Origin of the sequence: Sphingomonas sp. (assembly GCF_036388215.1) — a bacterium.
Taxonomy (GTDB): domain Bacteria; phylum Pseudomonadota; class Alphaproteobacteria; order Sphingomonadales; family Sphingomonadaceae; genus Sphingomonas.
In genome coordinates this window covers 37,265-54,926 of record NZ_DASVSH010000030.1, presented here as the reverse complement: position 1 = coordinate 54,926, position 17,662 = coordinate 37,265, and the positions used below count along the sequence as shown (strand labels likewise).

General features: G+C 66.9%; 18 protein-coding genes. 12 read left to right on the top strand and 6 right to left on the bottom strand.

Translation table 11 applies throughout. The annotated features are described in order from the left end of the window. Nucleotides 1-40 precede the first annotated feature (40 nt). From VF617_RS11295 to VF617_RS11250, 10 genes are all read left to right on the top strand, one after another. Nucleotides 41-748, top strand: a complete 708-nt coding sequence (locus VF617_RS11295; protein ID WP_331014989.1) for a response regulator transcription factor — start codon at nt 41-43, stop codon at nt 746-748. Next, the gene (locus tag VF617_RS11290) at nt 717-2,297 is read left to right on the top strand and encodes a sensor histidine kinase (RefSeq protein ID WP_331014988.1); all 1,581 of its coding nucleotides are present in this window, start codon (nt 717-719) and stop codon (nt 2,295-2,297) included. Before VF617_RS11295 ends, VF617_RS11290 begins: the two co-directional genes overlap by 32 nt. Next, on the top strand, nt 2,297-2,722 hold the full coding sequence (locus tag VF617_RS11285) for an aldolase (RefSeq protein ID WP_331014987.1): 426 nt from the start codon (nt 2,297-2,299) through the stop codon (nt 2,720-2,722). Before VF617_RS11290 ends, VF617_RS11285 begins: the two co-directional genes overlap by 1 nt. After that, nucleotides 2,719-3,639, top strand: coding sequence for an RNase adapter RapZ (rapZ, locus tag VF617_RS11280; protein ID WP_331014986.1), 921 nt, complete (start codon nt 2,719-2,721; stop codon nt 3,637-3,639). Before VF617_RS11285 ends, rapZ begins: the two co-directional genes overlap by 4 nt. Before the next feature lie 15 nt (nt 3,640-3,654). Continuing rightward, complete coding sequence (locus tag VF617_RS11275) at nt 3,655-4,062, top strand: PTS sugar transporter subunit IIA (protein WP_331014985.1); 408 nt, start codon at nt 3,655-3,657, stop codon at nt 4,060-4,062. Next, complete coding sequence (locus VF617_RS11270; protein ID WP_331014984.1) at nt 4,059-4,331, top strand: HPr family phosphocarrier protein; 273 nt, start codon at nt 4,059-4,061, stop codon at nt 4,329-4,331. Before VF617_RS11275 ends, VF617_RS11270 begins: the two co-directional genes overlap by 4 nt. Nucleotides 4,332-4,382: 51 nt before the next feature. Then, nucleotides 4,383-4,577 carry a type II toxin-antitoxin system VapB family antitoxin gene (locus tag VF617_RS11265; RefSeq protein ID WP_331014983.1) on the top strand — a complete coding sequence of 65 codons (195 nt, stop codon included), beginning with the start codon at nt 4,383-4,385 and terminating at the stop codon, nt 4,575-4,577. Next, nucleotides 4,577-4,975, top strand: a complete 399-nt coding sequence (gene vapC, locus VF617_RS11260) for a type II toxin-antitoxin system VapC family toxin (RefSeq protein ID WP_331014982.1) — start codon at nt 4,577-4,579, stop codon at nt 4,973-4,975. The genes VF617_RS11265 and vapC overlap by 1 nt, the downstream gene beginning before the upstream one ends. Next, a complete protein-coding gene (locus VF617_RS11255; RefSeq protein ID WP_331014981.1) occupies nt 4,960-5,763 on the top strand; it encodes an RNA methyltransferase in 804 nt (267 codons plus the stop codon). The genes vapC and VF617_RS11255 overlap by 16 nt, the downstream gene beginning before the upstream one ends. A gap of 91 nt (nt 5,764-5,854) precedes the next feature. Then, entirely contained in the window at nt 5,855-6,556 is a 702-nt protein-coding gene (locus VF617_RS11250) for an META domain-containing protein (protein WP_331014980.1), read from the top strand. A gap of 2 nt (nt 6,557-6,558) precedes the next feature. Here VF617_RS11250 and VF617_RS11245 read toward each other — a convergent pair whose 3' ends face one another. The 3 genes from VF617_RS11245 to recR are packed head-to-tail and all read right to left on the bottom strand — an operon-like array spanning nt 6,559 to nt 9,077. Beyond that, entirely contained in the window at nt 6,559-7,842 is a 1,284-nt protein-coding gene (locus tag VF617_RS11245) for a DNA recombination protein RmuC (protein WP_331014979.1), read from the bottom strand. 60 nt (nt 7,843-7,902) lie between these two features. Beyond that, nucleotides 7,903-8,430, bottom strand: coding sequence for a peptide deformylase (def, locus tag VF617_RS11240; protein ID WP_331014978.1), 528 nt, complete (start codon nt 8,428-8,430; stop codon nt 7,903-7,905). Between the two features lie 50 nt (nt 8,431-8,480). Further along, nucleotides 8,481-9,077 carry a recombination mediator RecR gene (recR, locus tag VF617_RS11235; RefSeq protein ID WP_331014977.1) on the bottom strand — a complete coding sequence of 199 codons (597 nt, stop codon included), beginning with the start codon at nt 9,075-9,077 and terminating at the stop codon, nt 8,481-8,483. A 108-nt stretch (nt 9,078-9,185) separates the two neighbouring features. On the opposite strand from recR, the gene fmt reads away from it, so the two are divergent. Both fmt and truA read left to right on the top strand, forming a co-directional pair. Beyond that, entirely contained in the window at nt 9,186-10,079 is an 894-nt protein-coding gene (fmt, locus tag VF617_RS11230) for a methionyl-tRNA formyltransferase (RefSeq protein ID WP_331014976.1), read from the top strand. After that, nucleotides 10,076-10,816 carry a tRNA pseudouridine(38-40) synthase TruA gene (gene truA, locus VF617_RS11225; protein ID WP_331014975.1) on the top strand — a complete coding sequence of 247 codons (741 nt, stop codon included), beginning with the start codon at nt 10,076-10,078 and terminating at the stop codon, nt 10,814-10,816. Before fmt ends, truA begins: the two co-directional genes overlap by 4 nt. Before the next feature lie 7 nt (nt 10,817-10,823). Here the strand turns inward: truA and trxA are convergent, their stop codons facing one another. The 3 genes from trxA to addB are packed head-to-tail and all read right to left on the bottom strand — an operon-like array spanning nt 10,824 to nt 17,538. Beyond that, nucleotides 10,824-11,144 (bottom strand): thioredoxin, encoded by a 321-nt coding sequence (trxA, locus tag VF617_RS11220; RefSeq protein ID WP_331014974.1) that lies wholly within the window; start codon nt 11,142-11,144, stop codon nt 10,824-10,826. A gap of 48 nt (nt 11,145-11,192) precedes the next feature. Further along, on the bottom strand, nt 11,193-14,621 hold the full coding sequence (addA, locus tag VF617_RS11215; RefSeq protein ID WP_331014973.1) for a double-strand break repair helicase AddA: 3,429 nt from the start codon (nt 14,619-14,621) through the stop codon (nt 11,193-11,195). Continuing rightward, nucleotides 14,608-17,538 (bottom strand): double-strand break repair protein AddB, encoded by a 2,931-nt coding sequence (gene addB / locus VF617_RS11210; protein ID WP_331014972.1) that lies wholly within the window; start codon nt 17,536-17,538, stop codon nt 14,608-14,610. The genes addA and addB overlap by 14 nt, the downstream gene beginning before the upstream one ends. Between the last annotated feature and the right edge of the window lie 124 nt (nt 17,539-17,662).

Sequence of the window (17,662 nt, the reverse complement as noted above, 5' to 3'; positions counted from 1 at the left end):
CGCGGTTGGTGATGCGCGGTTGCAACGCTATGACTGGCACATGACAGCGACTATCGCGCTGGTCGATGACGACCGGAACATCCTGACCTCGGTCTCGATCGCGCTTCAGACCGAAGGCTTTCTGACCCGCGTCTATTCAGACGGCGAGAGCGCATTGAAGGCGCTGGTCGAGAATCCGCCCGATTTGGCGGTGCTCGATATCAAGATGCCGAACATGGACGGGCTGGAGTTGCTCCGCCGGCTGCGCGAGAAGAGCGCGATCCCGGTGATCTTCCTGACCAGCAAGGACGACGAACTCGACGAAGCGCTCGGCCTGGCGATGGGCGCGGACGATTACATCGCCAAGCCGTTCAGCCAGCGGCTGCTGATCGCTCGCATCCGCGCGATCCTGCGCCGCACCGAGGCCACCCTGCCCAACGCCGAGGGCAGCGAAGAGACTCCGGCCGAGATACTAGAGCGGGGACGGCTGACGATGGATCCGGCACGGCACCGCGTGAGCTGGGCCGGAAACAACGTGACGCTCACCGTCACCGAATTCCTGATCCTCGAAACGCTCGCCCAGCGCCCCGGCATCGTCAAGACGCGCAACCAGCTGATGGATGCCGCCTATCAGGACGACATCTATGTCGATGACCGCACTATCGACAGCCATATCAAGCGCGTCCGCCGCAAATTCCGGCAGGTCGATCCTGAATTCGATGCTATCGAGACGCTCTATGGGGCCGGATACCGCTTCTCCGACGAATGACGATCAGGCGCTCGGGCTGAAATGGTCGAACCGTGTCAGCCTCACGCCGCGTATCCTTGCGGTCAATATTTTCGCGCTGGCGCTGCTCGGGGGGGGGTTCTCCTATCTCGATTCATACCGCAGCAGGATGGTCGACAGCCGAGTCGAGCAGGCGAGCCGCGAGGCGCGCCTGATCGCGCAGGCGCTCGCATCGACCAACAAGGACGCCAAGCGCCGCGACTTGCTGGTGCTCAGCCTGGCGCGCGACATGGGCACGCGCATCCGCTTGTTCGACGACGAGGGAAAGTCGCTGGCCGACAGCCGCGAACTGGGTCTTCGCAATGCGACCCTGCGGGATCCGGACAAGGATCCCTGGGGGCTGGAAGCGGCGCGCTGGCTCGACGCCGTGATCGATACCGTGGCAGGCGCCACGCGGGCGCCGGCGTATCGCGAGCGGCCACGCGATCATGGGCTGGAGTGGCCCGACGTGCGCACCGCGCAGGCAGTGCACGGTTCCGCCGCGACGGTCTGGCGCGCGCCGGATCGCACGCCGGTGATCACCGCCGCCGCGCCGATCACGGGACTCGGCGTGGTCATGACTACGGTCAATGCTCGCGACATCACCCAGACGGTGCGCTCGGAGCGCTATCGGCTGGGAATCGTGCTGCTGATCGTCTCGCTGGCGTCGATCCTTCTCTCCCTGTTCCTGGCGCGGACGATCGTGCGCCCGCTGCGGCTGCTTGCCCGCGCGGCGATTCGGGTGCGCCTGGGGCGCGCGCGCGAAGTCGTGGTGCCGCGGCTGCCCGAGCGCAGCGACGAGATCGGGCTGCTCGCCCGCGCGCTTTCCGACATGAGCCAGGCGCTACGCGCGCGGATCGATGCGACCGAGAGCTTTGCAGCGGACGTGACGCACGAGCTGAAGAACCCCCTCGCCTCGCTTCGATCGGCCGTAGACAGCCTCACCAGCGTGAAGAAGCGCGAGCACCGCGATCAGTTGCTCGAGATCGTCCGCGACGACGTGCATCGCCTCGATCGCCTGATCAGCGATATCTCCGACGCGTCGCGGCTGGACGCACAACTCAGCCGGGCGACCTTCGAGCCCGTGGACGTGGGCGCGATGATCCAGGCGCTGCTCGACAGCCGCGAGGCCCGCGGCCTGCCTAGCGGCATTCGCGCCGCTTTCGCCGCCAAGCCCAAGACCGCACTCAATGTGCTTGGCGAAGGCGGACGGCTGGAGCGCGTGTTCGAGAATTTGATTGAGAATGCGATTTCATTCTCGCCCCCCGGCGGGACGATCCGAATATCGGCGGAAAGCGACGCTGAGACGCTGACGATAAGCGTGGAGGACGAGGGCCCCGGCGTTCCCGAGGACGCCCGCGACAATATCTTCCGGCGCTTCCATTCGGTCCGCCCCGAGACCGAAGCCTTTGGCCGGCATTCGGGGCTGGGGCTTGCCATCGCCCGCACGATCGTTGAGGCGCATCAGGGGAGCATTGTAGTGGAATCGCGGGAGGATCGAGTGAGCGGAGCGCGCTTCGTAGTGCGGCTGCCCAGAGCGGAGCGGAGCTGATGGCCGTGCTTTCTTCCGAAGCGATCCAGGCTGCCTGCGTCGCCGTGGACGGGCGCGGCGTACTGATCGAGTGCCGCGAAGGGGAAGGCCGAACGGGCCTGGCGCTGCAAATGATCGATCGCGGGGCGACTCTGGTCGCCGATGCGCAAACGGTTTGCCTGCGCCACGAGGGCGTGTTGCTGGCGAGCCCGGTTGCCGGCGCGGGCGGACGGATCGAAGTGCGGGGACTGGGCATTGTCGAAACGCCGCATGCGGAGCGCGTGCCCGTGGAATTGCTTATCGTATTGCTCGACGCCGGCCCGCGCTTCCCTGAAGACAAGCGGACGCGCAGCATCTCCGGCATCGATGTGCCGGTGCTCGCCCTCGCCTCCAGCGATCCCGCCGCGCCGATCAAGGCCGAGCTGTGGCTCAAGCAGCGAAAATGAGCCGGAAGCCGAAGCATATCCTGCTCGTCACGGGCATGTCCGGCGCGGGCAAATCGACTGTGTTGCGCACGCTCGAGGATCTTGGCTGGGAGACGGTGGACAATCTGCCCCTCCTCCTGCTCAACCGGCTGCTCGACACCGCGCCCGCCGAAGGCACCGATGGCGACGACGAACGACCCCTCGCGCTGGGGATCGGCACGCAGACCCGCGGTTTCGACGCCGAGAGCATCGTTCGGCGCATCAAGAAGCTGCGCGAGGATCACGGGCACGATGTCGGCACGCTTTTCCTTGAGTGTGCGGGCTCGGAGCTGGAGCGCCGCTATTCGGAGACGCGCCGCCGGCACCCGCTGGCACAGGACCGCCCCGCCTCCGACGGCATCGCCCGCGAGCGCGAATTGCTGGCCCCCTTGCGCGAATGGTCGAACCGGCTGGTCGATACCACAAGCCTGGCCGGCCACGAGCTGGCGCAGCAGATCCGATCGACCTTTTCCGGCGACGGAGTGGGCGAAACGACGCTCTCGATCCTTTCCTTCGGCTTCGCGCGGGGGCTGCCGCGAAATGCGGATCTGGTCCTCGACATGCGCTTCCTGCGCAATCCTCATTGGGACAAGGCGCTCCGGCCAGGCACCGGCAAGGATGCGAACGTATCGGCCTATGTCGCCGCAGACCCCGCTTATGCCGAGGCGATGGCGCAGATCGAATCGCTGCTGCTTTTATTAGTTCCGCGCTATCAGGCGGAGGGCAAGGCATATGTGACTGTCGCATTCGGGTGCACCGGCGGTCGGCATCGTTCGGTGCATGTCGCCGAACGGATGGCGGCGCGGTTGCGCCAGGAAGGATTTTCGCCCACGGTGACCCACCGCGACCTGCAGACCGCGCCGCAGGACTCGCTTGAGGGGGCGCCGCTGGTGGCATGAGAAGGCTGAGTTAGAATGATCGGTCTGGTACTCGTGACGCACGGTCGGCTCGCCGAAGAGTTCGTGGTCGCGATGGAGCATGTCGTCGGCAAGCAGGAGCGGATCGAACCGATCTGCATCGGCCCCGAGGACGATATGGAAGGTCGCCGCGCCGACATCGCCGCCGCCATCGCCAAGGTGGATGCGGGCCAGGGCGTGATCGTGCTGAGCGACCTGTTTGGCGGCACGCCCTCCAATCTGGCGATCTCGCTTATGGAAGCCGGCAAGATCGAAGTGATCGCGGGCATCAACCTGCCGATGCTGATCCGGCTGGGCAGCGCTCGCAAGGCGATGAAAGTCACCGAAGCCGTCGCCGCGGCGCGGGACGCAGGCCGCAAATACATCACCGTCGCCTCTGAAGTTCTCGGCGAGGCGGCGGCATGAGCCGCTGCCAGCGCTCGGTAACGATCGAGAACAAGCGCGGGCTCCACGCGCGGGCCAGCATGGCCTTTGTCACGCTGGCGACCAGCCATCCTGTCGAGCTCACCGTCGAGAAGGATGGATCGAGCGCGTCGGGCACCTCGATCCTCGACCTGATGATGCTGGGCGCCGCGCGCGGCGACACGATCACTATCAGCGCCGAGGGCGCAGGCGCCGAAGGCGCGGTGCAGGCGCTGGTCGAGCTGGTCGAGGCGCGTTTCGGCGAGGATTGAATCCCCGCCATCTCCAGCCTATGTGTATGTCATAGCTCGAGGATACACATCATGCGCACCAATATCGTGATCGACGACCAATTAATGGCGGACGCCATGCGGGCGACGGGCGCGAGAACCAAGCGCGAGGCTGTCGAGGAAGCGCTCCGAACGATGGTCCGGCTTCGCAATCAGGCCGAAATTCGTAAGTATCGCGGCAAGCTCACATCTTGGGAAGGTGATCTCGAGGCTATGCGTCTCGACTGATGATTCTCGTCGATTCAAGCATCTGGATCGACTATTTCCGCGGAGTTGCGACCCCGCAGACCGATCGGCTCGATCGATTGCTGGGCACCGAGGAATTGGCATCCGGCGATCTGATCCTCACCGAGGTTCTGCAAGGCTTCACCAGCGACCTGGAGTTTGCCCAGGTCTGGAAGATCATGGCGAGAGCGCCTGTCATCGAGATCGGCGGGGCCCAGGTCGCTCTGCAGGCGGCACAGAATTTCAGAGCACTCCGCCGCCGCGGCATCACGATCCGCAAGACCATCGACACGCTTATCGCGACCCGCTGCATCGCCGAGGGATATTCGCTTCTCTATTCAGATCGCGATTTCGATCCCTTCGTCGATCATCTAGGGCTGACGCGATGCCCCGCGAAATAACCGCCTTCTCCAATCCCCTCATCAAGCGCGTCCGCAATCTGCGCGAGAAGAAGCATCGGCGTGAGGAAGGGCTGTTCCTGGCCGAAGGGCTGCGCATCCTGACCGAAGCGCGCGAGGCGGGGCGGCTGCCGGAATACCTTTTCTATGCCCGGGAGAGCGCGAACCATCCGCTGGTGCAGGCGCTGATCGAAGGCGTGGAGGCGCATTCGGGCGAGGCGATCGAGACCAATGCGGACATCCTTTCCAAGCTTTCGGGCAAGGACAATCCCGGCGCGGTCGTAGGCGTTTTTCCCGAATTCGAAGCAAAGCTCGAGGATCTGGACCGAAGCGCGGCCCCCATCTGGCTGGTCGCCGAGCGGCTGCGCGATCCGGGCAATCTAGGCACGATCCTGCGCACCGCCGACGCGATCGGCGCGGGCGGCCTGATCCTGATCGACGAGTGCGTCGATCCCTTCTCGGTCGAGGCAGTCCGCGCCAGTATGGGCGCGCTGTTCACCATACCGGTGGCGCGCGCGCCCTGGTCGGAGTTTGCCACCTGGCTGCGCAAGGGGCCGGGGCAGCTGGTCGGGCTCAGCCTCGACACCGATTTGGATTATCAGGCGGCGCGCTACGAAGCGCCCACCTTCCTGCTCACCGGCAACGAAGCGCAAGGGATGCCGGATTTCATGGCCGCGGCTTGCGACGTGAGGGTCAAGATTCCGATGCTGGGCAAGGCCGACTCGCTCAACGCGGCGGTGGCCACCGCAGTGATGGCTTATGAGGTGCTGAACCAGCGGCGGCGGGCTTAGCCGCCGTAGATCACTGAACGGTAGCGAAACAAATCGGCCACCGTGCGTTCAGCGCGGATCGTCGACAGCGAACCTCCGAGGAGATTTTTCGATGAAGAAGCTGATTGCCGCCGCCCTGGTCTCGATGACTGCCCTGCCCGCCGCGGCGCAGACTCCCGTCGATCCCTATGTTGCGCGCGGCACCGAACCCTTTTGGGCGCTCACCATCGACGGACGTACGATGCGCTTCGAGGCTCCGGACCGCCAGCCTGTCGTGGTGCCGGCGCCCAAGGTGATCCACGGGTTCGCGGGCGAAATCTGGCAGTCGCGCCGGATCGGCGTGAACACCAATCACGTCCGCTGCAGCGACGGCATGAGCGACCGGGTTTATCCGGACACGGTGACAGTCACGGTGGATGGCCGCGTCTATAAGGGCTGCGGCGGGGAAGGATCCGGCAGCGAGTCCGCCCCCCGATCGATGATCGAAGGCGAGTGGACGATCCAGTCGATAAACGGCCGCCTCGTCGCGCCGCGCACGTCCCCCGATGTCAGCTTCCGCGGCAACCGGATAAGCGGCGATGCGAGTTGCAATAAATTCAACGGCAGCTTCCGCTTCGAACGCGGCCGGATCGCCGCGGGACCTCTCGCGACGACGCGGCGCGCTTGCGTGACACGCGGCGGGAACGTGCAGGAGGCCGCGGTCCTTCGCCTGTTCGGCCAGCGGCTGAGCGTGAGCAGCAATCGCAACGGAAAATTGGTGCTGACCGGTCGGCGCGGCGAGACGATGGTGCTGGCCCCGCGCGGGCGGCGCTGAACCTATTCGGCGGCGTCTTCCAGTGCTGGCGTGACTGGTAGCGCCGCCATCTTGGTGAGGGGGCGGATCGCGGTCTCGACCATGGGCAGCGGCTCGATCTCCTTCGCGCCGCTCGACACTTCGAGCGCCTCGAAGCGCTTGGCCTGAGTCATCACCTGGCTCTCCAGGCTGCCGACCATCGCATTATAGGCGCTGCTGGCGCCTTCGAGATTGCGGCCCATGCGGGCAATGTGACTTCCCATCGTCGCCAGCCGCGAATGCAGTTCCTTGCCCAGCCGGGCGATCTCCGCGGCCTCCTCCGCCAGCCGCTCCTGCCGCCAGACGCTGGCCACGGTGCGCGCGATCGCGACTAGATTGGTGGGCGTGGCAAGCAGCACGCGTCGCTCGAACGCCCATTCCCACAGCCCGCCATCCTGCTCCAGCGCGGCGGTGAGGAAATGCTCGCCGGGAATGTAGAGAATCACATAATCCGCCGCGTCGCCGAACTGCGCCCAGTAATTCTTGGACCCCAGTTGCTCGGCATGGCGGCGGATGGCGGCGGCATGAAGCTGGAGATGCGAAGCGCGGGTCGCGTCGTCATGCGCGTCGCTCGCGTCGAGAAAGGCATTGAGCGAGCATTTGGCATCGATGATGAGCTTCCGTCCGCCCGGCAGCCGCACGATCACATCGGGGCGGAGACGCCCGTCCTCGGTGTTTACCGAGACTTCGGTGGCGAAATCGGCGTGCTGGGAGAGCCCGGCCTGTTCGAGCACATTTTTCAAGCTTTGCTCGCCCCAGCGTCCACGCGCCTTGGGGCTGGCGCGGAGCGCGTTGACCAGTTTGGCGGTCTCGTCGCGAACCTGGGTGTGGCCGGCATGGAGCAAGGTAACCGCCTCGCGCAGCGCCTGATAGCTGCCTACCCGCTCCTTCTCGACATTCGTCAGCCCCTCCTCATAACGCTTCAGCGTCTCCTGCACGGGGGTGAGCAGGGCCTTCAATTTCGCCTCGTTGCTCTCGCCCGCCTGAGCAAACCGCTGATCGGCGCGTTCGAGGAAGTTCTTCTGGGTTTCGCCCAGGATACGCCCGGCAAGTTCGGCGAAGCGCGATTCGAGACCGGTCGTCTCTGCCTTCAGCGTCGCCAGCTCGATCTGCGCGCGGCCCAGTTCCGCGGCGGCAGCCCTGAAATCGGCCTCGCGCGCGTCGCGTTCACGGCGCATCTGCACGGCCGGCCGGCCGCCCAAAAACAGCCCGATCGTGAAGGCCGTGACCAGGCCGGCGATGGCAATGGCGAGAACGAGCAGATCCAATTCGGCCTCCCGGGAACAGAAGGCGAACCCTATCGGCTCGCTTGGATTACCGCAAGCTGATCACGCAGCCGCCTTGCGCGCCTTGTTGAGCTTCTTGAGGATCATGTCGCGCTTGAGACGGGAGAGGTGGTCGATGAAGACGATCCCCTCGAGATGATCCATTTCATGCTGAACGCAGGTGGCGAGCAGCCCCTCGAACACCTCGTCATGCTCGGCGCCCGTCTCGTCGAGCCATTTGACGCGGCAGCGGGCGGGGCGCTCGACATCGGCGAACTGCTCGGGAACCGAGAGGCAGCCTTCGGTATAGACCGATTGCTCCTCGGCCGGATCGAGGATTTCGGGATTGATGAAGACGCGCGGCTCGCGGATTGGCTTGCCTTCCTCATCCTCCCGCTCCTGCAGGTCCATCACGACCACGCGCTTGGGCACGCCCACCTGGATCGCGGCGAGGCCGATGCCGGGCGCGTCATACATGGTATCGAACATGTCATCGATCAGCGCGCGCAGATCGTCATCCACGGTCTCGACGGGTGTCGAGATGATGCGAAGGCGCGGATCGGGTACTTCCAGAATTTGCAGGACTGCCATGGATGGGGATTTAGTTTCTTGCGCCCCTCCCTGCAAGGGACGGGAACGTGCTAGGCGACCGGCCGCCGCGCCCTGAGCGCCTGGGCCAGCGTGCCTTCGTCGAGATAATCGAGCTCCCCGCCCACCGGCAGGCCATGGGCGAGCTGGGTGACGCGGATGGGGAACGCCTCGATGCGTTCGGCGACATAATGGGCGGTGGTCTGCCCTTCGAGCGTTGCGTTCATCGCCAGGACGACTTCGTCCACGCCCCCCGCCGAAAGCCGCGCGACGAGGCTGTCGATGCGCAGATCTTCGGGCCGGATTCCTTCTAGCGCCGATAGCCGGCCACCCAGGACGTGGAATTTGCCGGGAAACAGGCGCGATCGATCGAGCGCCCAGAGGTCCGCGACTTCCTCCACCACGCAGAGTGAACGCGCTTCGCGGCGGGGATCGGCGCAGATCGAGCAGGGGCTAACGGTATCGACATTGCCGCAGATGCCGCAGGTGCCGAGCTTCTGGCTGACCGCGCCGAGAGCGGCGAGCAGAGGATCGAGCGCAGTCTCGCGCTTTTTGAGCAAATGGAGCACGGCGCGCCGTGCGGAGCGCGGCCCGAGGCCGGGCAGCCGCGACAGGGCTTGGGTGAGCGCTTCGATCTCGTGGGAGGCCATGCGCCTTCCTCTAACCGCTCATGCTGAGCTTGTCGAAGCACCCTTCGACAAGCTCAGGGTGAGCGGTTTTTGGTTGCGTGGCGCGAAATCCGATCCGAAAGCGCCCGCATGCGGATCGTCTTTATGGGAACGCCCGAATTCGCCGTACCGGTGCTCGATGCGCTGGTGGAGGCGGGGCATGATGTAGTTACGGCATACAGCCAGCCGCCGCGGCGGGGGAATCGCGGCAAGACCGCGCCCTCCCCGGTTCACACGCGGGCCGAGACCCTGGGCATCGCGGTGCGTACGCCGGTAACCTTGCGCGAGGCGGAGGCGCAGGCGGAATTCGCGGCTTGGAATGCCGATGTCGCCGTGGTGGCCGCCTATGGCCTGATCTTGCCCCGGCCAGTGTTAGAGGCGCCCAGGCTCGGCTGCTTGAATGTTCACGGTTCCCTGTTGCCGCGATGGCGGGGCGCCGCGCCGATCCAGCGGGCGATCCTCGCCGGCGATGCGGAGACCGGCGTGGGCATCATGCAGATGGAGGCGGGGCTGGATACCGGGCCGGTGCTGATCGAGGGGCGGACGCCGATCGGCCGCAAGACTGTGGGACAGCTCACCACCGAATTGAGCAGAATGGGCGCGCGGCTGATGGTGCAGGTGCTCGCCGATCCGGATTCCTATTGGCCGGTTCCCCAGCCCGAGCAAGGCGTCACCTACGCTCCCAAGGTTACCAAGGAAGAGACGCGGCTGCGCTTCAGGCTGAGCGCCAATGAGGTCGATCGGCAGGTGCGGGCATTTCACCCGGCGGCCTATTTCGAGTTCGGCGGCGAGCGCATCCGTGTGCTGGGGGTGGAAGTCACGCCTGATACAGGTGCCCCGGGGCTGGTTCTCGATGACCGCCTTGGCATCGCCTGTCTGGAGGCCGCGATCCGCCCTGTTCTCGTCCAGCGTGCCGGGCGGGGCGTTATGACGGCTGAGGAGATGTTGCGCGGCTTTCCCATCCCGGCCGGCACCCAGCTTTGACGCGGTTCGCTCTCACGGTAGAATATGACGGGCGGCCCTTCATGGGCTGGCAGCGGCAGGATCATGGCCCAAGCGTGCAGCAGGCGATCGAGGACGCGGCGTTCGAAATCACCGGTGAGCGCGTCGCGGTGCATGCCGCCGGGCGTACCGATGCCGGGGTGCATGCGCTAGGGATGCGCGCGCATCTCGATGTGGCACGCACGATCACGCCGTTTCGGCTGATGGAGGCGCTCAACGCCCGGCTGCGGCCCGATCCGGTCGCGATCCTCGATTGCGTGGAAGTGGCGGCGGATTGGCATGCGCGCTTCTCGTGCCTGGCCCGTTATTACGAGTATCGTATCGTGCAGCGCCGCGCGCCGCTGACCTGGGAGAGGGGGCTGGCCTGGCGAGTAGCCAATCCGCTGGATGCGGAGGCAATGTCCCAAGGCGCGGCGCGGTTGGTGGGGCGGCACGATTTCACCACCTTCCGCTCGGTGCATTGCCAGGCCGACAGCCCATTGCGGACGCTCGATCGGCTGGAAGTGGTGCGCGAAGGGGAGCGGATCAGCGTATTCGCGTCCGCGCGGTCATTCCTGCATCATCAGGTGCGCTCGATGGTCGGGTGCCTGGCGCTGGTGGGCCAGGGGAAATGGACGCCGGACGACATGACCGCGGCGCTGGAGGCCCGCGACCGCGCGGAGCTGGGGCTCAACGCGCCTTCGGACGGACTGTTCTTCGTGCGGGCGGATTACCCTTGAGCCAGCGTCAGAGTTCGCGTTCGAGCCACTGCTTGATCGCCCCTTTGGGAAGCGCACCGACCTGAGTCGCGGCCTGCTGGCCGTTCTTGAACAGGATCATGGTGGGGATGCCGCGCACGCCATATTTGCCCGGCGCTTCGGGGTTCGCATCGATATCGACCTTCACGATCTGGACCTGATCGGCCATCTCGCTCGACAATTCCTCGAGCGCCGGCGCGATCATCCGGCACGGGCCGCACCATTCGGCCCAGAAATCGACCAGCACGGGCTTGTCGCCCTGAAGTACGTCGGATTCGAAGCTCGCGTCGGTGGTCGCCTTGGTGGCCATGGGAATTCTCCTGTGTGGGGTACAATCTAGGTGCGCGGGCCTTCCGGCTCAAGCGCGCGAAGGCAAGCTTTGCTCCGAGGCGGCGAAGCCGGGCTTGTGCGCCGACAGCAGCTCCAGGGGCAGCGGGTAGAGCGTGGGGCCCGCCGTGTAGAGCAGACCCGCCTCGATCGCCCGCCCGGGGAAGATGACCGCGAGCGCCGCGGCGTAGGCGGCCATCTGGCGCAGGTGATAAGCGGGCACATCCTCCAGCGAGGCCGGGGCGCGGCGGCCGGTCTTGAAATCGACCACGCGCACCCGGTCAGGCGTTACGACCAGCCTGTCGATGGTGCCGGTCACGACCACGCCTGCCCCCACCACGGCGGCGATCGGTGCTTCGCCCAGCGACTCCGGCCCGAACAATTCGGCGAAGCGATCATCCTCGGTCACGCTCAATGCCGCTTCGATCAGCGCGCGGCGCATTGCCGCATCCTCCACGCCCCCCGCCCCGGCCAGCCAGCGGTCCGCCGCCTGCGCGCGCCTGTCCGGCGCCACGCCGGGCAGCCGCTCGAACAATGCGTGCAGCAATCGGCCACGCTCCGCGGCGATGCGCAGCGCGGGTGTTGGCGGGGGATCGGCGACGCTGTCTTCCCCTAGCGAGGACGGCGCCAGCGGCCGCGGCGGTCGCGATTCCTGGGGCGCGGAGGCTGTCACCCATGCGGGCAGGACCGGTGTTTCGAAAATCTGCGCGGCTTTCGGCTTTCTGCGCGCTGCTGGCGCGGGCGGGACAATGCCATGAAATTCGCGGGCGCCCGCGCCCTCGACCCCCAGCGCATCGAACGCCCGTGCGCATGCGGAATACCAGCTCACGGCGGGCGCCTCGCCTTTTGCTTGTGGGCCGAGGGCGCCGGCGATCACGAGCCGTTCCTCCGCGCGTGTGGCGGCGACATAGAATAGCCGCCAATGCTCTTCCATCTCCGCCTTGGCGGCGGCGGTGACCACGCTGTCGAGCGCCCCGCCCTGCTCCGCCGCCCGCGGGCGAAAGATCGGGAACGGCTCGCCATCATATCCATCCGGCTGCCAGGGCAGGAAGTCGCGCGGGCTCTTGCCGGGATCCACTGTCGCATCGGCCAGGATCACCAGCGGCGCCTGAAGCCCCTTGGCCCCGTGTACCGTCATCACCCGAACGGCGCCGCGCGGCTTATCGGCCTCGCGCTTGATCTCGACATCGCCGCGATCGAACCAGTCGAGGAAACGCTGGAGCGAAGGGGTCGCGACGCTTTCGAAATTGAGCGCGGCGCTCAGCAACTCCTCGATCGGATCGCGCGCTTCCTCGCCCAGCCGGAGCAGCAGCTTGCGCCGGCCATCCATCTCGCCCGAAAGGATCGCTTCGAGGAAGCGATAGGGCGTGGTGAAATCGGCCTGGCGCAGCAATTGCTCCAGCGGCGCGAGCCGTTCCGCCGGCTGGGTGGCGCGGAGATGACGCCACAGGCCACCGCGCTCGCGCACCGCGCCCGTCATCAGTTCGTCCTGGCTCCATCCGATCAGCGGCGAGACGAGCAGCGAAGCCAGCGATAGATCGTCGTCAGGCTGGAGCGCGAAGCGGATCGCGGCGAGCAGATCCTGCACCGCCAGCGGCGCATTGAGCCGCAGCCGGTCCACGCCCGCCACCGGCACGCCCTCTGCATAGAGCCGCGCGACGATCAGCGATGCCAGTTCGCCCCGCCGCTTGACCAGCACCATCACGTCCTCCGGCCCCAGCGGGGTCCCATCGCGCTTGAGGACGCTTCCATCGGTCCAGCCGCGAATTGCCCGGGCAAGGCGCTTGGCGTGCTCGCGTGTGGCGTCGCTTACCCATTCTTCCTCATCCGCTTCGGCGCCGCCATCGGTGGTAAGCGGCCACAGAGTTACTGTACCCGGGCCGGCCACTTCGCTGGCATGCGGCTCGGCCTCGCTCAGCGCGCCCATGCCGGGTTCGGGAAGCACGCCGAGCGCCGCGTCCACGAATTCCAGGATCGGCCGCGTCGAGCGGAAGCTGTGCGTGAGCGACAGGGCTTCCAGCTCGCGCGCCTCGGTCTCGAATTCCGGCGTCAGGCGAAACATGTCGGTGAAGCGCCCATGCGCCCATTGGAAATAGATGGGGCTGGTGCCCTGGAAGCTGAAGATCGCCTGCTTGTAATCGCCCACGGTGAAGAGGGTGCGCGCGCCGGCTTCGCGCGTCCCCTTGCCCGCCGCGAATTCCTGGACGATCGCATCTACGATCGTCCATTGCTTGAGATTGGTGTCCTGCGCCTCGTCGATCAGCACATGCTCGGTTGCTTGGTCCAGCTTGAAGCGAACCCAATCGCCCATCCCCTCTTGCCCGAGCAGGGCAACGGCCGAGCGGATCAGATCGTCGAAATCCACCGCGCCCACGCGGCGCTTCGCCCCTGCATAGGTCTCGGCATAGACGCGCCCCACCTCAAGCCCGCGCGCGAGCAGATCGGCGTAATCGGCCTGCACCTTCATCGCGAGCAATTCCGCGCAGCGGCCACCTATGCTCTCGGCAAGGCTTTCATAGGCGGCGTCGGCCGCGATCAGCTTTGCCGAGACCTTGCGCGGATCGCCCGATTTGGTGCGGAAAACGAGGCCGAGCGCCTCAAGCCCCGCTGCCCTCTCCTTTGCGTGGCCCCCAAGCCAGCGCTCGACGGCTTCAGCCTGCGAAACGCCGGTGGCGGTGCCCCAATTGCGATTGGCCGCCAGCACCTGACGCAATCCCGCGCAATCGAACGAATCGTCGGCGCAGCAACGCTCCAACTCGTCACCGATATCGCCGCTCGGTAAGCCCATTGCGCGGCGCAGGAAAGGCTGGATGCCGCTCGGCAGCGACGCCATCGCTTCGCCAGCCGAGGCGCAACGCTTCAGAAACGCCTCGGCCTGTCCCTCTCCCAGCCTCAGGCTCAGCGCGCCTACCGCTTCGATCAGCCCGATCCGCCCTTCGCGCTCGGCAACGACAAGCATCTCCGCAAGCGTCTCACGGGCGAGCACCGCTTCCTCGCGCTGGTCGAGCGGACGGAAGCCGGGAACCAGCCCGGCCTCGACCGGAAAGGCCGATAGCAGGGTCTGGCAGAAGCTGTGGATCGTCTGGATGCGCAGGCCCCCGCCGGGCGCATCGAGAACCTTGGCGAACAGCGTCCGCGCGCTGGCGACTTGGTCCGGACCGGATTTCTCGCCCAATGCTTCGAGATCGTTAAACACCCCCACAGAATCCGCGCGCACCCACTCAGCCAGCTTGCTGGTGATCCGCTCGGACATCTCCGCCGCGCCGGCCTTGGTGAAGGTGAGGCACAGGATCGCGCCGGGGTCGGTGCCGCCGAGCAGCAGCCGCCACACGCGCGCGGCGAGCACCTGGGTCTTGCCGGTCCCGGCCGATGCCGAGAGCCAGATATTGCGCGCCGGATCGCTGGCCGCGCGCTGATTGCCCTTCAGCGGATGGAGCGTGCGGGCTTCAGTCACGGCCATACCATTCGTCGCGGCGCATCAGCTGATCATATTCGGCATAGGGCGCATATTCGGGGACGAGCTTTGCCGTGAACGGCTGTTCGCCCGTGAGCCAATCCTGCACCGCGTGCAGGAAGTTCTCGCCCGCGATGCCCACGAATTCGTCCGCCGGGATCGGATCGCGCTTGCGGGGCGAAACAGGAGAGTCGATATAGCCGAAGCCGCCATTCTTGCGCGCAAGCGACCAATATTCGAAGCCGCGTGCTTCGCCTGCGATCCCGTCGAAACCGCCCTCCTGCGCTATCAGGCCCAGCAGCCCGAGCTGGAGGCTGTATCCGGCGCGGACAGCTTTCGGGCTGGGCGGCTGGCCGGTCTTGTAATCGACCACGGCCAGCGCTCCATCGGGCAGCCGATCGATCCGATCGAACTTGCCCTTGAGCGTGACGCCCGCAAAGCCGATCTTGCCTTCCTGCTCGACGCCCAGAACGCGGCGGCCCTCCGTGGCCTGCGCCCCGATTTCCTGCGCGATCCAGTCGATCGCTTCCATCAGCCGGGGCTGCCATAGCGCTCGCATCATCGGGTGGGTGCGCTCGTCCGCCAGCATGGCCAGCGCGCGCGCATGAAGCTTGTCCGGAGCGCAATCGTCGTGCCGGCCCCATTGCTCGAGCACATCGTGCACCGCCGTTCCGCGCCACGCCGCGCTGGGATCGGCGTCCACCGGATCCAGCGGGGCAAGGCGCAGCATGCGTTTGGCATAAAAGGCATAGGGGTCGGCCTTGAGCCGATCGACCTCGGTAACCGATATGATCCTGGGCCGCGCGGCGATCGGGGGCGACGGCGCGGGCCGCGCGGCGGGAATGTGCTGACCCGGATCGTCGATCGCGCCCACCCAGGCCGCGAGGTCGCCCGCGCGTTCCAGCCCGCCCGACAGGGCTTCGAGCCGCAGCCAGAAGCGCGAGGCGATCGTTGGGGCGGAGGAATCGCGGCGCGCGCGGGTGAGCAGCACTTCGGGCGCACCCAGCGCGCTTGCCAGGTCATGCGCCGACACTCCGATCCGGCGCTCCAGCCCCGGCAGCTCCAGTTCGGCGCGGATGCGCGGGGCCAGCCAGGGATCGGGCGCGGGCAGTCCAGGCCATACGCCCTCATTAAGCCCGCCCAGGATCATCAGATCGGCATTATGCAGCCGTGCCTCGATCAGGCCGAGAATGGCTAGCCGGGGATGTCCGCCCTGGGGTGGACGCACGGCATTCTCGTCCATCAGCGTTCGCAATATCGGAGCCAGGCTGGCGGGATCGGCCAGCGGAGGCCCGAACGCGGCTTCGCGCTCCAGCGCATCGAGCAAATCGGCGGCGGTGCGGCCCTCGGCGCGGCTCCACAATGCGTCGCCGCCGAGCGCCTGCGCCGTTTCGCGCAGCACCGCGAGCATCACGGGCAGCGGCTGGGGACCCGCGGCGAACACCGCCTCGAGCGGCTCAAGGAGTGCGCGCGCGCCGGCCCACCAGGCCTGTGCCGCGCGCCTTAGCCCGCCGTCGCGCCCGTCCTGCTCGGCAAGGTGCCGATCCACTCCGGCCAGTCCGGGGGCAGGACGCGGGCCGCGCAGCACACGATCGAGCAGCCGCGCGCCTTCGAGCCATTCCAGCCGCGCATCAGGCATGACCAAGGGATGCTTGAGCAGGCTGAGCAGGGGCAGCGGCGCGAAATCCTGCGCGGCGGCTTCGGCAAGCGCCAGCAGCAGCGTGCCGGGGGGCAACACCGAGAGGGGCTCGCCCGCCGAATCGTCGATAGTCACGCCCCACCGCGCGAGATGCGCGACCACGCGCCGCGCCAGTGCCCGATCGGGGGTGACCAGTGCGGCGGTCTTGCCCGGGGTCTCCAGTATTTCGCGCAGCGCCAGGGCGATCCCCTGGGCCTCCTCCGCGAGCGTCGCCGCCTCGAAGGCGCGCACGCCGTCCAGCCGTCGCGCGGAATAGTGAAGCCCGCTCCACTCCCGCGTCAGGTCGGGCGGCGCCATCGCGGTGGCGATCGCCTTGCTGCGCGCGGGCGCCGCGTCATGCTCGCTCTCGCCCTGCCAGATCGCGAACTCGCTGCGGTTCACGCCCATGCGCTCGAGCAGCAGCTTGAGCTGGAATTGCGGGTGCGATTCATAAGCGCGCTTGCGGCGGCCGGTGACGGGATCGGGCTTGTGAGGCCCGAGCGAATCCCATTCGGCCTGGCTGATCCCCTTCGAGAGCCCAGGCAGCACGACGATGCCCTGCGGCAGGCCGGCAACGACGCGCAGCAGCCTCGCGATCGCCGGCGCGCTGGCGGTGACGCCTGCCGCGCAGACGAAGCCCGCAGGCGGCGCGTCGCGCCAGCGCTCCGCAACCCTGGCCAACAGGCGCGTCCGGCGTTCGGCCAGATCAATGCGCCCCAACCGTTTCAGTTCGCCCGGCCAGCGCTTCAGCACGATTTCGAACAGCGCCAGCGAACGCTCCCAATGTGCCTGGAGATCGCCGAGATCGAGGTCGCGCAGCCTGTGCGGAGGGACCTCCTCGATCAGCAGCTGGTCGAGCGTCGAGGCCAGATCGCCCGCCAGCCGCACTGCCTCCGCCGCATCGGCCTGCGCGCCGCTTTCCAGGATCAGCCGCGCGAGGATCATCCGCCGCTGGAGCGGATCGACAGCGGGGGGCACGGGGTCCGAATCCTCGATAGCTTCGAACACCGCTTCGTCGAGCTCGGGATCACCGACCGCGACGAGGCGCGGCAGCAGCAGCCCGCCCCCGCTCGCGCGGACAAAAGCGTCCTGGATCGATCGCTTGGCGCGGTTGTTGGGCACCAGCACCACGCCTCGCGCCAGCCCCAGCGCATCCCCGCCGAACCGCGCGATCAGCCCAGCGGCGAGTACATCGGCGAAAGCCTGATGCGGGGGGATGGCGTAGAGATGAAGGCGGGTAGGCATTCCGGCAGTTCTAGTCTCCCTCTCTCCTTCAGGGGAGAGGGTCGGGGAGAGGGGCCTGTGGATAACCGCCCCTCTCCGACCTCGCTTCGCTCGGCCACCCTCTCCCGAAGGGGAGTAGGAAGAT